Source organism: Bradyrhizobium nivariense, from assembly GCF_029846695.2.
Classification (GTDB): Bacteria; Pseudomonadota; Alphaproteobacteria; order Rhizobiales; family Xanthobacteraceae; genus Bradyrhizobium.
Genome location: NZ_JARWCR020000002.1, coordinates 182,702 through 198,317, shown reverse-complemented (window position 1 = coordinate 198,317; position 15,616 = coordinate 182,702). Strand labels below are relative to the sequence as shown.

Sequence of the window (15,616 nt, the reverse complement as noted above, 5' to 3'; positions counted from 1 at the left end):
TCAATCTGATGACCACCACGTCGACGCGACCGCTCACCGAGATCAAGAGCTGCGAGGTCTGCGGCAGCGACAGGCTCGTGCCGGTGCTCGATCTCGGCCTGCACCCGCTGTGCGACGATTTGGTGACGGTTGGTGATTCGCGTCAGTGCCGCGAATACCCGATCAAGATCGACTTTTGTCCGACCTGCGCCACCGGCCATCAACGTTTCCAGGTCCCGAAGGAGGATCTGTTTCCCGGGGATTATCACTACCGCTCGCGCTTCACCGCCGACGTGCTCTCCGGGATGAAGAGCCTCGTGGCAACGTGTGCGGAGCGGATGGGGTCCTTGACCGGCAGAATCGCGCTCGACATCGGCTGCAATGACGGCAGCCTGCTCGACTTCTTTCGCGAGGCCGGCGCCAGGACGGCCGGCATCGAGCCGACCGGCGCGGCGCAGGATGCCGCGGCCAAGGGCCATTTCGTGGTGCAGAACTACCTCAGCACCGAGACCGCGTCCGAAATCCGTCGCGGCGTCGGTACGCCCGACATCATCACTTTCACCAACGTGTTCGCCCATATCGAGGATCTCGAGGGCGTGCTCGCGGCGCTGAAGGTGCTGCTTGGGCCCGACACGGTGATCGTGATCGAGAATCACTATCTCGGCGCGGTGCTGGACCGGCATCAGTTCGATACTTTCTATCACGAACATCCTCGCACCTATTCGTACAAGTCGTTCAGCTTCATCGCGAAGTCGCTCGGCCTCGACATCGTCAATGTCGAATTTCCCGCGCGCTATGGCGGCAACATTCGCGTCATCCTCGGGCACGCGGCGAAGAGCGATGCCGTCGCCGCCGATGTCGTTGCCCGCGAAAACAATTTTCAGGTCGAGTTTGCACAGCTCGCGCGCGACGTCGAGCTCTGGAAGGCCCGCAAGGGCGAAGAGCTGAAGAAGATCATCGCGGCCCACGGACCGATTCGCGCCAAGGCATTTCCCGGCCGTGCCGCCATCCTGGTCAAGCTGCTCGGCCTGACGGAGAAGGAGATCGTCGCGGTGCACGAAAAGCCAGGCTCGATCAAGATCGGACATTACGTGCCGGGCACTCGCATTCCGATCGTGTCCGACGACGAATTGTTCGCGCATGGCGACCAGAGCAAGCCGCTGCTCAATCTCGCCTGGCACATTTCGCGCGAGATCCGCCAATATCTCTCAGACAACGGCTACAAGGGCCCGGTGATCGACGTGCTCGGTGCCGACGATTTCCATGCCTGAGGCACCCGTCTTCACGATCCTCGGATCGGGTTTCGGGATGTACGGATATCTGCCCGCGCTGATCGAGTGCGGGATCAAGGTGGCGCTGCCGGAGCGCTACCGTGCGGTGGTCGGCGGGCGGAGCGAGCTCGCTCAATACGTGCCTGACGTCATCTGGTGTGCGAACGCCGACGAGCCTGTGATGCGCGCGACCGGTGCGGTCGTGGCGCTTCGCCCGGCCGACCAGGCCGACCAGATTCCGCGGCTGGCCGCGATGCCAGCGCTTCGCGACCTCATCCTGGAGAAGCCGGTGGCGCCGTCGCCGCAACTCGCGGCGCAGCTTCTGGACACGCTCGACCGCGCGGGCAAGCGCTATCGCGTCGGTTACACCTTCCGTTTCCTGCCATGGGCAGACCGGCTGCGCGCGATCCTCGCCGAGGGCGCCGGCAGGCTGTCGCTGGACTGGAGCTTCATGGCGCATCACTACCGCGCCAATCTCGAAAACTGGAAACGGTTCGACGCCAGCGGTGGCGGCGCGCTCCGCTTCTACGGCATTCATCTGATCGCGCTGCTCGCGGAGTTCGGCTACGACGATGTCTCGTCGTCGGTAGTCGCGGGCCCCTCCGATGCCGAGACGGCGTCCTGGGAGGCTGTGTTCACCGCAAAAGCCCTGCCGCCGTTCGCGCTGCGGGTCGACAGCCGCGCGACGCAGACCTGCTTCAGGATTGCAGCAAACGGGCGCGGCGAAGTCGGCCCCGTCATCGTGGACCAGCTCGATCCCTTCGCGTCCGCGAAGCAGGCCTCGGTGAACGTCCGCGATCCCAGGGGCGCACGCGATCCCAGGGTGGCGCGCGATCCCAGGGTGGATGTGCTCGCGCGTTTGTGCCGATCGCTCGGCGAGGACGACGCCGATCATGCGTCGCGTCAGCGTGCCATTGTTGCGTTGTGGACGCGGATCGAGGCGGTGTCCCGGCGGTTATCTGCGACGTGAGTTGCGCGCGCTACCACACGCTCCGTCCGCCATCCATCACCAGATTCTGCCCGGTCATGTAGCTCGACGCGTCCGAGCAGAGAAACTGCACCGCCGCCCGGTATTCGTCGACGTCGGCCATGCGGCCCATCGGGATCAGGCGCGTCAGTCGTTCGACGAAGGCGGGATCCTGGTTGTTGAAGACACCGCCCGGCGAGATCGCGTTGACGCGCACGCCGTGAGAGGCCCAGTAGGTCGCCAGATATTTCGTCAGCCCGATCAAGCCGTGCTTGATCACCGAGTAAGTCACGGGTTTCACCGGCTGTTCTTCTTCACGCGTCACCTGCGGCTGGCGATAGAGCCGCTGATCCGGCGCGATCACGCCGAGATCGGAGGCGATGTTGAGGATCACGCCGCGTCCGCGTTTGGCCATCTCGCCGCCGAACACCTGCGCGCACAGCATCGCGCCGGTCAGGCCGACGGCGATCTCGGTCTGCCATTGCGGCACCGGGAATGCCTCGAAGCGCGAAGAGTGCATGACGCCTGGGCTCGACGTCACCTTCGGGTCGATGGCGGCGTTGTTGACGAGGATGTCGACAGTGATTCCGCGGTCTGCAAGCTGTTCGTTCGCGGCGCGCACCGAGTCGAGCGAGGTGACGTCGATAGCAAGCGCAATCAGATCGGCTGAAGCCGCGACCTGCTTCAGCGCGGCGACGGCAGCTCCGGCCTGCGTCAAGCCGACATCGGTGACAACCACGCGCGCGCCGGCTTCGCTGAGCGCTGCAACATGCTGCTTGCCCAACAGGCCGCCGGCGCCGGTCACGAGCGCGGTCCGTCCGGTCAGGTCGTAGCGGGAGGAGGGGTTTGCCATCGAAGGCTCCTGTTCAGCTTCTGAGCTGGCCGCCGTCGGCCACCAGCACGCTGCCGGTGATAAAGGCGGCGCGGGGCGAAGCAAGGAAGGCGACGACGTCGGCGATCTCCTCGGGAGTGCCGAGCCGGCGTAGCGCCACTTCGCGCTGGAGCATGTCGTCGATCGCTTGCTTGTTTTCGGCGATCTTGCGCGCCCAGGTGCCGTCCGGGCTCAAGATGTTTCCGGGCGCGACCGCATTGATCCGGATGCCTTCCAGCGCCAGCGGGCGCGCCAGACCGCGCACGGTCGCATTCAGCGCCGCTTTGGCGGCGTAGTAGGTGACGGGCGCGCCGAGTGCGGCCATGCCTGCGATCGAGGAGATGCAGACGATGGCGCGGTCGCCGCTGCCACACGCCATCAGCGGCCGGGCGGCCTCGATCATGTTGGTCGTGGCGAAGAGATTGAGGTCCATCACCCGCGACCATTCCGCCGCGGTTTCCTCCCCCGGGGGTACGGACGCGCCGTTGCCGACGTTGCAGACGAGGATGTCGAGCCGGCCCCACTGCTTTTCGACGTCCTGAACAAGGCCCGCCGCGGCGGCGGGATCGGTGACGTCGGCAACGTAAATCGAGCTCCGTCCGCCCACCGCCGCGCGCGCGGCGTTCAGCGCATCGGCGCTACGCGCCGCGAGCGTGATCTTGGCGCCCTCTGCCGCGAGCGTCGTCGCGATCGCAAGCCCGATTCCGCGGCTGGCGCCGGTGACGAGAGCAACGCGATCGTTCAGCTCGAGCTTCATCGCGCGGCGTCCTCGATCCAGCGAACCGTCATGTCGCGGTATTTCGCCAACGCGCCGGCGTGGTCGCCGTCGATGGCGCGCGCGGTTTGCAGGATGTATTGGCCCTTGTAACCGGATCGCTCGATCAGCCGGATCGTCTTGGCAAGGTCCGCGTTGCCGGTGCCGAGTGGCACGGTGGTGCCGCCGCGAATGCGGTCCTTCACGTGCACATTGAGGATGCGCTGTGCGTACGCGCCGACCTCCTCGTCGCTGTCATAACCGAGCGAAGCGCTGTTACCGCTGTCGTAGTTGATGCCGAAGACGTCGGCTGGATACGCCTCCATGAACCGGGCGAGCTCGCGCGGCGGCAGATCGGATTCGAAGACGATCTTGAGGTTCCGTCTTGCAAGCTGCTCGGAGCGAGCGAGCAGCACGCGCTTCAACGTATCGCCCTCGCTCTCGCGCTCGATCTTGCCGTTGTCGACCAGCGGAATCACGACGAATTCGATGCCGATGCGGCTACAGGCGGCGATCAGGAGATCGAGGTCGGCGACAAGCGCGTCGCGCACGACGGCATCGACCTTCCAGAACGGCGCCTGCATGAAGCAGTCGCCGGTCAGGCTCGGAACCCGCACGCCGTTCTCGCGCGACAGCGCCAGAATGTCCTGTTGCCCCGGCTCGGTCGTCAGCGGGTTCTCGCGCAGCCGTTCCTGATCGATGGTCCATTCTATCCGCGTCAGGCCGAGCTCCTTCGCACGCGAGAATTCCTCGCGCCATTCATTCCAGGGGAATGCCTGGATCTTGCCGTCGACGAGGGCCGAAAGCCTGCCTTGCATGAAGCCGATGCGTTCGAGCGTTGCGGTCACGGTTGCTTGTCCGAGCTGATGGCGAGGCCCTTTGTGGTCCAGCCGCCGTCGATGAAGAGTTCCTGTCCGGTCACATAGGCGGAGGCTTCCGACGCCAGGAAGACGGCGGCTCCCACCATGTCGGCGGGCTGTCCCCAACGGCCGAGCATGGTGTGGCGGCGCCTCGCCTCGTGCATGTCTGGATCGGCAAAACTCTTCGCGGTCATCTCGGTCGCGACATAGCCGGGCGCGAGCGCGTTGACGCGGATGCCGTCGGGCGCATAGTCGGCGGCGAGCGCTCGCGTCAGCCCGGCAAGACCGGCCTTCGCCGCCACGTAGCCGGGATTGCCGGGAAAGCCGCGGACCGAATTGATGCTGGTGACGTTGATGATCGCAGCAGAGCCCGCGTTCTTCAGAAGCGGATGGGCGGCAAGGATGGTGGCGTAGATGCCGGTGAGATCGGTTGCGATCGTGGCCCGGAAGCGCGCGAGTTCGCTCTCGACGCTTCGGGCAGGCAGACTGATGCCGGCGGCGTTGACCAGCGCGTCGATGCGTCCGCCTTGCGCGGCCACTGTGCGGAATGCGCTCTCGATGGCGTCATCGTCGGACAGATCGCAGGCAATCGCGATCACGCCCTCTGGTGCGGTCCCGGAACGGCTGAGGCCGAACACCGTGGCACCGGCATCTTGCAGGCCGGCTGCAATCGCAGCGCCAATGCCGCGGGAGGCGCCGGTGACGACCGCGATTTTGCCGGCCAGAGAGAAGGCGCTGAGGTCAGGCATAGCCGTAACTACGCATGATGGCGGCGCAAAGCTTGACGTCCTCGGGACGGTCGATCTGGAACATCTTGTGACGCTCCATCAGGTGAAAGCCGATTTTTCCACCGAGACGATTGTTCTGCTCGCGCAGGAGTGATGGGATCAGGACGTAGAACGAGCCGTTCTCCAGGTAGCGCTTCTCGATCTGCTGCCGCATGCGGCGGTTGTGATAGTCGTAGTTGATCGGCTCCGGGCCACTCCCGCCGATACGCCAGTTGAAATAATCTTCGACCTCGCAGACCGAGAGCAGGCTGTCGAGATGCTCGTGGTCGAAGGTCGCAAGTGCGTTCTCGATGTCGCCGGACTCGCGGATCGGCGAGGTGGCCTGGAGCGCGACGATCCGCTCGAACCGTCCCATCCGCTCGTCGGTCGCATTGAGCGCGTGCAGCCAGGCGGATTCGGAGGAGGCGAGGTCGCCCGAAATGTCTTCGGGGCGTCGCACGCCGATGGCGCCGGCGGCTTCGGCCGCGGCGAGGATATTGTCGCTGTCGGAAGAAACCGCCACCACGTCGACGCCGCGTGCCGCGCGTGCCTGCTCGACCGTCCACGCGATCAACGGCTTGCCGCAGAGATCGAGCAGGTTTTTGTGCGGAATGCCCTTGGAGCCGCCGCGCGCAGCGATCACGGCCAGCGTCTTGCGCGCCATCAGATATGCCTCTCGAGACGCTCGAGCGCGATCCAGAAGCCTTCGCCCATATTCTTGTGGCCCTGCCAGATTTCGGGGATGAAGGACGCGGTCGGCGCATGCTTGCGCAGCACCCGCCCGATCTCGTCGAAATCGATTTCGCCTTCGCCGACCTGGAGCCCTTCGCCGTCGAGCCCCTTGGCGTCACCGAAATGCAGATGCGCGGTGTACGGCCCGAGTTGCGCCAAGCCTTGTGCGAAGTCGAAGCCGAAATGGTTGGCAGCGAGCTTGGTGTGGGAGATGTCGACGCACATCCGCAGATCATGCTTGGCGCAGAACGCGGCGGATTCCTCCGGAAAGATAAAGATGTTCTGGTGGCGCTGGCCGCCGAAATGCCAGGGGAACGGCGCCATGGTCTGCGGCGTCAGCTCGACGCCGTCCATGTCGAGCTCCTTCAGGCTCCGGGCGAAGATGCGATAGCGCTCGGCCTTCTCCTCCGGCGACAATGGCTCGTCCATGGTGAAGCCGCCGATATTGGCGACGATGGGCGGGCGCTTCGTCTTTGGGAAGAATTTCTTCAGATCGCGGGTGATGTCGATCACGGCCTGCGTCTGCTCCAGCGAGTACCGCCGCAGCGCCTCGTCGGGGGTTGCGAGGTCCATCAGCTTGGAGCCGGCAAACAGCTCCGGCGCATGCACGACGAAGCCGAGATCGTAGGTGCCGGAGAGATACGTCGCGGGATCGCGCTCCATGTCGCTGTAGCTGAGATGGAACTCGATGATATCAGGCTCGCAGATCTCCAGGAAGCGCTCGGTGTCGTGATAGCGCACTGGCACGCCCCAGGGCCGGTCGAAGTGGAAGCGCCGCGCTTTTGCGGTACCTTCGTCGAGGTCGCTCTGGAAGAAATAGTCGTCGGTCGCCATCGTCCGCGTCAGCTTTCGGCCGAGCAGCGCCGGCATCTTCAGCGGCGACAGGCCCTGTCCCGGGCTCTTCACGGCGACGTCGCTCTCGGAGATCACGGTGCCGGCCGGAAGGTCGCGCGCAGCCACCAGGCTCTTGGCGAGGTTTTCGCGGTTAATCAGCTCACCCTGGCTCAGGGCGCGCTCGGCCAGTTTCTCGCCGCGCGCCGCTTCCACCTCGCGGATGCCCGAGACCAGCGTCTTGAATTCCTCCGGCTCCAGGCTCGCAGCATGGTCCGGACCTTCCATCTCGCGGTCGAGCGTGATGTGGCGTTCGATGACGACGGCGCCAAGCGCCACCGCGGCCGTTGAAACGGCAACGCCGCGCTCGTGGCCCGAATAGCCGACGACCGGATGGATTTCGCGCAGCGTTTCCATGAAACGCAGATGGATGTTGTGGAGCGCGGCCGGATAGGTGCTCTGGCAGTGCAGCAGCACGTAACTCGCATCGCGGTCGTCGAGGAATTTCGCCGCGGTCTTGATTTCGTCCGTCGTGCTCATGCCGGTCGAGACGATCAGCGTCTTGCCGGTGGCGGCAAGGCACGCAAGCAGCGGCAGATTGGTGAGGTCGGCCGAGGCGACCTTGTAGGCCTGCACGCCGAACCCTTCGAGCACGGCGACGCTCTTTGCGTCCCAGGGCGTGCAGAGATACTGGATACCCTTTGCCGCGCAGTACTCTGCGATCTTCTTCTGCTGCGCGGTCGGGAGCTCGAAGCGGCGCAGGAGATCGAGCGTGTATTCGACGGCGAGGTCGTCGTCCTTCCCGGACAGGCTCGAAGCGCGATAGACCTCGTCGAGCTTGCGCATCTGGAATTTGGCGCAATCGGCACCGGCCACGACCGCAGCATCGACCAGCGCAATGGCGCGATCGAAGTCGCCATTGTGGTTGTTGCCGATCTCGGCGATGACGTAGCAGGGTTCGCCATCGCCCAGAAGACGGTTGCCGATGCGGACCGGGGCGGGCTGTTTGGGCGATGTCATCAACATTCTCGTCTCATATCGTCAGGCGAATCGTGCGGGAAAGCGCGACTTCCACGTCCGCAGCCCGTTTTCTTCGAACATGATGCGCGAACAGCTGTGTCCCTGCTGTTCCAGTGCGGCAATGAGCTGGTAGCGCTCGAACGGACGCACGAAGAACATGAAGTAGCCGCCGCCACCGGCGCCCAGCAGCTTGCCACCGACCGCGCCGTGCTGCTTGGCGAAATCGTAGATCGCATCGATCGCGTCCGACGAGATCTTCGAGCTCAGCTTCCGCTTGGCGTGCCAGGCGTCGTCGATCAGCCGGCCGCATTCCAGCAACTGGCCGCGCAGCAGATGTCGCCGGATGTCGCGCGTCACTTCCTTCTGCTTGGCGGCCGCGGCCACGGCGTCGCTGGTCTCGTGCTGCGCCTTCTGGTCGCGGTGGATGGCGCCGGAATCGCGGCCCGAGCCGGCGTAGCAGAGCACCAGGCTCTCCTCGAGCTCGGCGATGATGTTGGGATCGAGACGAAGCGGCACGATGGTGTTCTGGTCGGAAAAGAACTCCATGTGATTGAAGCCGCCGAACACGGTGGCGTACTGATCCTGCCAACCGCCGGGAATGTTGAGCATCAGCCGCTCGGCCTGGAACGCCATCTCCGCGACCTCGTGACGGTCCCACTGGTCGCCGCGGAATTCGTTGAAGCAGCCGATGATGGCGGACGAGACCACCGCGGAGCCGCCGAGGCCGGAGCCGACCGGGAAGTCGGCCGACACTTCGAGCTCGAATCCATAAGTCGGTTTGATCAGGCGCACCACCGACTTGATCAGCGCGAGATCACCGCCCGTGCCAAGTTCTGCGAGATCGTCGGCCTCGATCGTGCAGCGGAAATCATGCGAATAGATCCGGATGCTGGGATCGTTCCGTCGCCGCAGCGTCGCGTGAGCGTACATCTTGATCGTGGCGTTGATGACCGCGCCGCCGTCATTTGCCACGAAATAATGCGTCAGGTCGGTGCCGCCGCCGGAGAAGCTGATTCGCACCGGCGAGCGCGCGCGCGCGAACACTTCGCTCTCTTCGGACAGGTTGAACAGCTCGCGGCTGAACACGTCGACCAGCCGTCCCTCGCCATCGAGGATTGGCACCACGTGCACGCGCTGGTCGAGCAGCTTGAGGATCTGCTCGCGCGGACCGCCGCTCCGGGCCCAGACGAAATTGCGATTGATGCAGGTCGCCACCCGGTCCTGAATCGTGGTGCCGGTCAGCATGCGCCTGCGGATGTCGCCGTCGGTCACCGCGCCGACGATTCGTCCGCCCGCGTCCTGCGCGAACAGGATCCCGAGCATGTTGGCATTGAGGCGCCGGAAGGCTTCCTCAATGGTCTCGGTCTCGGCGATGGTGACGAGGGTTCGTTCAAGCACGTTTTAGGGTCCAGGAAGGGCCAATTCCAGGCCATACCGTAAGCGGGGTTGGTATTACGGGAGCAGCAGGGACGATGCAAGGTTCCTGCGCCTTGGGGGGCATCGCGGCCGGTCCAGATCAACCCCAGCCTCAACATCAACGAGCAGCCGACGGTGAACGCGCCGCTGGAGGCGCTCCATACCTATTTCTGCTCGGGACTCGACGTGCTGTATCTGGGCAATGACCGGCTGTCGAAGGCGAACGGAGGTTACCGCTCGTCCGCGATCACCTTGCCGTCGTTCGGCAGCGCGCCGGGCCTCACCAGTTCAACGTCGCCTCCGAGCTTCGTCACTGCGCGCAAGGTGCCTGCAATCTCCTCGCGCAACGCGTCGCTCGCGGCCGCCGTTTCCGCTTTCAGCGTCATCGCGTCGGTCTCGCCCCGGCGCGCGACGACGAGGCGTAGTCTTCCGAGCGCGGAATGGCGCTTGCCGATCTCGGCGATCTGCTCGGGGCGGACGAACATGCCCTTGACCTTGGTGGTCTGGTCGGCGCGGCCCATCCAGCCTTTGATGCGCATGTTGGTGCGCCCGCAGGGGCTCGGGCGCGGCAGCGCCGCGGTGAGGTCGCCGAGCGCAAGCCGAATCCAGGGATGGTGCGGGTCGAGCGAGGTCACGACGATCTCGCCGACGTCGCCGGGCGCCACGGGATCGCCGGTACCGGGCTTGACGATCTCCATGATCAGGTCCTCGTTCACGACCATGCCGTCGCGCGCGCCGGTCTCGAAAGCGATGAGGCCGAGATCGGCGGTGCCGAAGGCCTGGTAGGCGTCGATGCCGCGCGTCTTGATCTCCGCCTGGAGCGAGGGCGGGAAGGCCGCCCCCGAGACCAGTGCGCGCTTGATCGAGGAGACGTCGCGGCCCGAGCTTGCGGCAGCATCGAGCAATATTTTCAGAAAGTCCGGCGTGCCGCTGTAGCCGACGGGACGGTAGGCCTCGATCAGCTCGAATTGCTGCTCGGTATTGCCGGGACCTGCGGGGATCACGGCGCAGCCGAGCGCGCGCGCCGACGCATCGAAGATGAAGCCGCCGGGGGTGAGATGGTAGCTGAAGGTGTTGAGCACGATGTCATCGGGCCGGAACCCGGCCGCGAACAGCGCCCGTGCGCCGCGCCAGGGGTCGGACTGTCGCCCCTCCGGCTCGAAAATCGGCCCTGGGGAGGTGAAGAGCCGGGCGAACGAGCCGGGCGCCGCCGCGACGAGGCCGCCGAAGGGCGTGGAGGCCTTGTGCAGGGCCGGCAGTTCCGACTTGCGCAGCACCGGCAGGCCCGCCAGGGCTGCCCTGGAGGTCACAGCGGCCGGATCGACGCCTTTCAGCCGATCGGCATAGGCGGGCGCGGTCATCGCACAGCGCAGCACGCCTGGCAGGCGGGAGAACAGATCGGCTTCGCGCGCGGCTTGTTCGCGCGTCTCGAGGGCGTCGTAATGGGCGGTCATGGCTGATCTTTCCGGGTTGACGTCCGTTGCGCGCCGCCGCCGGCATGGGTATCAGACGCCCATTGGCGAGGTTTGAAGAGGACGCGATGGCGGACGAAGGAATCATTGCGGCGGACGAGGCGGCGGACGTCGTCGCGCGCCTGAAGCGCCGCATGATCGACGAGGCGTTGCCGCTGTGGTCGACGGTCGGCTGGGACCATGGCGCGGGTGGTTTCATCGATCGGCTGCACCGTGACGGCACGGCGGACGTGGCCGCGCCGCGGCGCGTGTTCGTGCAGGCCCGCCAGATCTGGTGCTATGCCAAGGCCGCGCAGATGGGTTGGTACCCCGAGGGGCGCGCCATCGCGCTGAAGGGGCTGGAGCATCTGCTGGCCAAGGCAAAAGCGCCCGACGGCCGGCCCGGCTACGTGCACCGGCTGACTCCGGAGGGCGCGGTGCTCGACGGCCGGCGCGATGCCTACGACCACGCCTTCATTCTGTTTGCGCTGGCGACCGTCTATTCGCTCGACCAGGACGCGCAGGTTCGCGTCGAGATCGACGCGCTGCTCGCCTTTCTCGACGGTCATTTGCGTTCGCCGCATGGCGGCGTCCACGAAGGCCTGCCGGTCACGCTGCCGCGCCGGCAGAACCCGCACATGCATCTGTTCGAGGCGATGATCGCGTGCTTCGACGCGACCCACGATCTGTCGTTCCAGAACCGCGCCGGCGAGTTTTTCGCGCTGTTCCTCGGCAATCTCTACGATAAGCAGACGCGCGCGCTGGGCGAATATTTCGAGGAGGACTGGTCGAAGATCGCGCCGGTCAGCGTCGAACCGGGTCACCAGGCGGAATGGGTCTGGCTGCTGAAGGGGTTCGAACGCATCACGGGCTGCCCAACCCGACAGCGGCGCGCGGAGCTGCTGGAGACCGCGTTGCGCTATCGCGACGAGGCCACCGGCTGCCTGATCGACGAGGGTGACGACGCCGGCAACATTCGCCGCAGCACGCGCCGGCTTTGGCCGCAGACCGAAATTGCGAAGGCGTGGATCGCGCAGGCCGAGTCCGGGGAGGCGGGCGCGGCGGATGAGGCGCGCATGGCGCTGGTGCGGCTCGAACGGTATTATCTCAGCCATCCCGTGAGGGGCGGCTGGTACGACCAGTTCGATCGCGACGGCAAATCGCTGATCGACACCATTCCTGCGTCGTCGTTCTATCATGTTCTCTGCGCAGTCGCGGAAGCGGAGCAGGTGCTGGAGTAAGAGTCTGTTGTTTTGACGCGTTTTCTTCACGCGAACCGGTTCCCACTTCGCTTGAAAACGCTATGTCAAAGCCACCGCTTGCGCCGCTTGAAGCTCTTGAGGTTCTTGAAGCTCTTGCGCTGGTCGCCGGCGCCGCCGAGGTAGAATTCCTTGACGTCCTCGTTGTCGCGCAATTCGTCCGCGGTGCCGTCGAGCACGACCTTGCCCTGCTCCATGATGTAGCCGTGGCTTGCCACCGACAGCGCGGCGCGCGCGTTCTGCTCGACCAGGAGGATGGTGACGCCGAGGTCGCGGTTGATCTTCTGGATGATCGAGAACACCTCTTTCACCAGCAGCGGCGACAGGCCCATCGAGGGCTCGTCCATCAGGATCATCTTCGGGCGCGCCATTAGCGCGCGGCCGATCGCGAGCATCTGCTGCTCGCCGCCGGAGAGATAGCCGGCAAGCCCGGTGCGCTCCTTCAGGCGCGGGAAATAGTTGAAGACCATGTCGAGATCGGCCCCGACCTCGCGATCCCTGCGGGTGAAGGCACCGAGCTTGAGGTTTTCCAGCGAGGTCATGTCGGCGACGATGCGCCGGCCCTCCATCACCTGGAAGATGCCCCGGCGGACGATCTTGTCTGGATCGATGCCGTTGATGCGCTCGCCCTCGAACAGGATCTCGCCGCGCGTGACCTCGCCGTCCTCGGTCTTGAGCAGCCCCGAGATCGCCTTCAGCGTCGTCGATTTGCCGGCACCGTTTGCGCCGAGCAGCGCCACGATCGCGCCCTTGGGCACGTCGAGGCTGAGGCCGCGCAGCACCAGGATGACGTCGTCATAGACGACCTCGATGTTGCGCACCCCGAGCAGCGGCGGCGCGGGCACGATGCTGGGGGAGGGACGCTCGACGTTAACCGCTTCACTCATGGTCAGTTACTCTCTCGATGTCGTCACCCGCGAAGGCGGGTGACGCAGTATTCCAGAGACGCCGGAGATTCACCGAGAAGCCACGGCGTACTGGATCCCCCGCTTTCGCGGGGGATGACAGTTGTGCGTGGGGCGAAAGCGGGGGCTCACCACCCAAGTAATTCCGGCTTGCGCGGCAGCTCGACGGTCTTGACCTTCTCGAGCTTGATGGTGCCCTTGGCCATCAGGTCGTTGAGGTCGCCGTCGGTCGCACCGGTGATCTTGGTCCGATAGAGGTCGACCTTCAGCGTGCCGCGGTGGTCCTTGTCGGTCCAGGTCGAGGGATTGCAGACGCCTTCCATGCCTGAAGGCACCCAATCCTTCTTCTGGTAAAATCCCTTCACGACGTTGTCGCCGGTCGCGCCGCCGTTCTTGGCGGCCCAGTCGAGCGCTTCCTTCATGTAGAGCGCCGAGCAGACGGCGGCGATGTAGTGCACCGGGCGATAGACCTTACCGGTGGGGTCGGACATCTTCGAGATCTCCATCACCGTCTTCATGCCGGGCGCATCGCCGCCCCAACTCACAGCGGTGCGCAGCGGAAAGATCACGCCATCGGCGGCATCGCTCGCGGTCTTGGCGGCGTTCTCGTCCATGCCCCAGACATTGCCAAGGAACTGAATGTCGACGCCGGCGGTCTTACAGGCCTTCATCACCGAGATGTTGGAAGCGGCGGTATTGCCGAGATAGGCATAATTGGCACCCGAGGATTTCAGGCTCAGGCACTGCGCGCTGTAGTCACCCGGCGCGAGCGCGAACACCAGCGGCGGCAGCACCTCGAAACCGAGCTCCTGCGCCATGGCTTCGCCGGCGGCCTTCGGCGCGTTCGGATAGGGATGGTTGGCGCCCATGTGCACGAATTTCGGCTTGCCGGGCTTGCCTTTCGCCTTCCAGTCCTCGGCCGCCCACATCAGCATCGCGCGCAGCGAGTCCGAATAGCTCGGGCCGTAGAAGAAATTATAGGGCGCGGGCTTGGCCTTGCCGCTGACGCCTTCGGGATCGGTGAGTGCGGCGGCGTAGGAGCCGGACATGTCGGGGATCTTGTCCTGCGCGAGGAAGCCGGTCAGCGCCTCGGTGTCCGCCGTGCCCCAGCCCATGATCGCCGCGACCTTGCTGTCGGGCGCCGACCATTTCTTGTAGAGCGCGATCGCGCGCGGCACCTGGTAGCCGTAATCGTTGGTGTCGACGCTGAGCTGCTTGCCGCCGACGCCGCCGTTCTTGTTGACCCAGGCGAAGGTGTCGGCGACGGCCTGGCCGTAGGGCGTGCCGACGTCGGAGGTGCCGCCGGAATAATCGGCGAGATGGCCGATGGCGATCTGTGCCTGCGCGCTCGCGGAGAATGCTGCGATCGCCAGTGCAATCGATGCCGTGCTCAAAAGGGATTTTGTCTTCATTGGTTGCCTCCTCCTGTTTATTTGTTGGTTAGAGAGTTGCCCGCGCTCAATGCGAGAACGGGTAGAGTTTCCAGTACGCCTTGATCTGTCGCCAGCGATGGGCGAGCCCGTCCGGCTCGAACATCAGGAACGCGATGATGATCACCCCGATCGCGATCTCGCGCAGGAAGGTGATATTGTTGTTGAGCGACAGCGCCTTGTCGATCGCGCCGCCCTTCAGCGCCACGCTGAGGAACTCCATCGTTTCCGGCAGCAGCACCACGAAGGCGGTGCCCATCAGCGTGCCCATGATCGAACCGGTGCCGCCGATGATGATCATGGCGAGAAACAGGATCGAGCGCTCGATACCGAAGCCCTCTTGCGACACCACGAGCTGGTAGTGCGCATAGAGCGCGCCGGCGATGCCGGCAAAGAAGGCGGCGAGGCCAAATGACAGCGTGCGGTACTTGGTGAGGTTGATGCCCATGATCTCCGCGGAGAGATAATGGTCGCGGATCGCCACCAGCGCGCGGCCGTCGCGCGTACGCATCAGATTGGTGACGAGGACGTAGCTCGCGATCACATAGGCGAGCACGACATAGAAATATTGCCTGTCGCCGCGTAGCGTGTAGCCGAAGATCGAGAACGGATTGGCGCTGGCCGGCACCGAGCCGCCGGTGAACCACTCCGCGCGCGAGAAGAAGTCGAGCAGGATATACTGCGCCGCGAGCGTCGCGATCACGAGGTAGAGCCCCTTCAGCCGCGCTGCCGGGATGCCGAAGATCAGCCCGACCAGCGCGGTGACGACGCCCGCGAGCGGGATCGCGAAGAACACCGGGATCGGTGCGTTGTTGGAGATGTAGGCCGAGGTGAAGGCGCCGAGCAGGAAGAAGGCCGCATGCCCGATAGAGATCTGGCCGGTGAAGCCGACTAGGATGTTCAGCCCGAGGGCTGCGATCGAAAAGATGCCGATCTGGATCAGGATGCTGAGCCAGTAACCGCCAAGGAATTGCGGCACGAGACAGAGCAGCAGCACGCCGACGATCGCAAAGTTGCGGCTGGTCGTGGTCGGAAAGATCGTGGTGTCGGCCGCGTAAGAGGTGCGGAAATCACCAGCAGGGATGAGGGCAGGGCCGGCCATG

General features: G+C 65.0%; 14 protein-coding genes. 3 read left to right on the top strand and 11 right to left on the bottom strand.

From position 1 onward, the window contains the following. Positions 1 to 8 precede the first annotated feature (8 nt). Together QCM77_RS02815 and QCM77_RS02810 are read left to right on the top strand one after the other, a co-directional pair. Complete coding sequence (locus tag QCM77_RS02815; RefSeq protein WP_279681885.1) at positions 9 to 1,250, top strand: class I SAM-dependent methyltransferase; 1,242 nt, start codon at positions 9 to 11, stop codon at positions 1,248 to 1,250. Then, positions 1,243 to 2,220 (top strand): Gfo/Idh/MocA family oxidoreductase, encoded by a 978-nt coding sequence (locus QCM77_RS02810; RefSeq protein ID WP_279681883.1) that lies wholly within the window; start codon positions 1,243 to 1,245, stop codon positions 2,218 to 2,220. The genes QCM77_RS02815 and QCM77_RS02810 overlap by 8 nt, the downstream gene beginning before the upstream one ends. Positions 2,221 to 2,230: 10 nt before the next feature. Here the strand turns inward: QCM77_RS02810 and QCM77_RS02805 are convergent, their stop codons facing one another. From QCM77_RS02805 to QCM77_RS02770, 8 genes are all read right to left on the bottom strand, one after another. Continuing rightward, complete coding sequence (locus QCM77_RS02805) at positions 2,231 to 3,070, bottom strand: SDR family oxidoreductase (protein ID WP_279663056.1); 840 nt, start codon at positions 3,068 to 3,070, stop codon at positions 2,231 to 2,233. A gap of 13 nt (positions 3,071 to 3,083) precedes the next feature. Further along, the gene (locus QCM77_RS02800) at positions 3,084 to 3,845 is read right to left on the bottom strand and encodes an SDR family NAD(P)-dependent oxidoreductase (RefSeq protein ID WP_279681881.1); all 762 of its coding nucleotides are present in this window, start codon (positions 3,843 to 3,845) and stop codon (positions 3,084 to 3,086) included. Beyond that, positions 3,842 to 4,690: a sugar phosphate isomerase/epimerase family protein gene (locus QCM77_RS02795; RefSeq protein ID WP_279681879.1), complete on the bottom strand. Its 849-nt coding sequence runs from the start codon at positions 4,688 to 4,690 to the stop codon at positions 3,842 to 3,844. The genes QCM77_RS02800 and QCM77_RS02795 overlap by 4 nt, the downstream gene beginning before the upstream one ends. Further along, entirely contained in the window at positions 4,687 to 5,451 is a 765-nt protein-coding gene (locus tag QCM77_RS02790; RefSeq protein WP_279681877.1) for an SDR family oxidoreductase, read from the bottom strand. The genes QCM77_RS02795 and QCM77_RS02790 overlap by 4 nt, the downstream gene beginning before the upstream one ends. Continuing rightward, a complete protein-coding gene (locus tag QCM77_RS02785) occupies positions 5,444 to 6,133 on the bottom strand; it encodes an acylneuraminate cytidylyltransferase family protein (protein WP_279681875.1) in 690 nt (229 codons plus the stop codon). The genes QCM77_RS02790 and QCM77_RS02785 overlap by 8 nt, the downstream gene beginning before the upstream one ends. Beyond that, positions 6,133 to 8,052, bottom strand: coding sequence for an N-acetylneuraminate synthase family protein (locus QCM77_RS02780; protein WP_279681873.1), 1,920 nt, complete (start codon positions 8,050 to 8,052; stop codon positions 6,133 to 6,135). Before QCM77_RS02780 ends, QCM77_RS02785 begins: the two co-directional genes overlap by 1 nt. A gap of 21 nt (positions 8,053 to 8,073) precedes the next feature. Continuing rightward, positions 8,074 to 9,450 carry a GHMP family kinase ATP-binding protein gene (locus QCM77_RS02775; RefSeq protein ID WP_279663062.1) on the bottom strand — a complete coding sequence of 459 codons (1,377 nt, stop codon included), beginning with the start codon at positions 9,448 to 9,450 and terminating at the stop codon, positions 8,074 to 8,076. A gap of 248 nt (positions 9,451 to 9,698) precedes the next feature. Then, entirely contained in the window at positions 9,699 to 10,922 is a 1,224-nt protein-coding gene (locus tag QCM77_RS02770) for a phenylacetate--CoA ligase family protein (protein ID WP_279681871.1), read from the bottom strand. Positions 10,923 to 11,008: 86 nt separating this feature from the next. Here QCM77_RS02770 and QCM77_RS02765 point away from each other — a divergent pair, with 86 nt between their 5' ends. Continuing rightward, a complete protein-coding gene (locus QCM77_RS02765) occupies positions 11,009 to 12,160 on the top strand; it encodes an AGE family epimerase/isomerase (RefSeq protein WP_279681869.1) in 1,152 nt (383 codons plus the stop codon). Positions 12,161 to 12,225: 65 nt separating this feature from the next. Here the strand turns inward: QCM77_RS02765 and QCM77_RS02760 are convergent, their stop codons facing one another. The 3 genes from QCM77_RS02760 to QCM77_RS02750 all read right to left on the bottom strand — a co-directional run bounded on the left by QCM77_RS02760 (position 12,226) and on the right by QCM77_RS02750 (position 15,615). Next, entirely contained in the window at positions 12,226 to 13,065 is an 840-nt protein-coding gene (locus QCM77_RS02760; protein WP_279681868.1) for an ABC transporter ATP-binding protein, read from the bottom strand. Between the two features lie 146 nt (positions 13,066 to 13,211). Further along, positions 13,212 to 14,495, bottom strand: coding sequence for an ABC transporter substrate-binding protein (locus QCM77_RS02755; RefSeq protein WP_279681866.1), 1,284 nt, complete (start codon positions 14,493 to 14,495; stop codon positions 13,212 to 13,214). 46 nt (positions 14,496 to 14,541) lie between these two features. After that, positions 14,542 to 15,615 carry a branched-chain amino acid ABC transporter permease gene (locus QCM77_RS02750; RefSeq protein WP_279681864.1) on the bottom strand — a complete coding sequence of 358 codons (1,074 nt, stop codon included), beginning with the start codon at positions 15,613 to 15,615 and terminating at the stop codon, positions 14,542 to 14,544. Position 15,616: the final 1 nt, after the last annotated feature.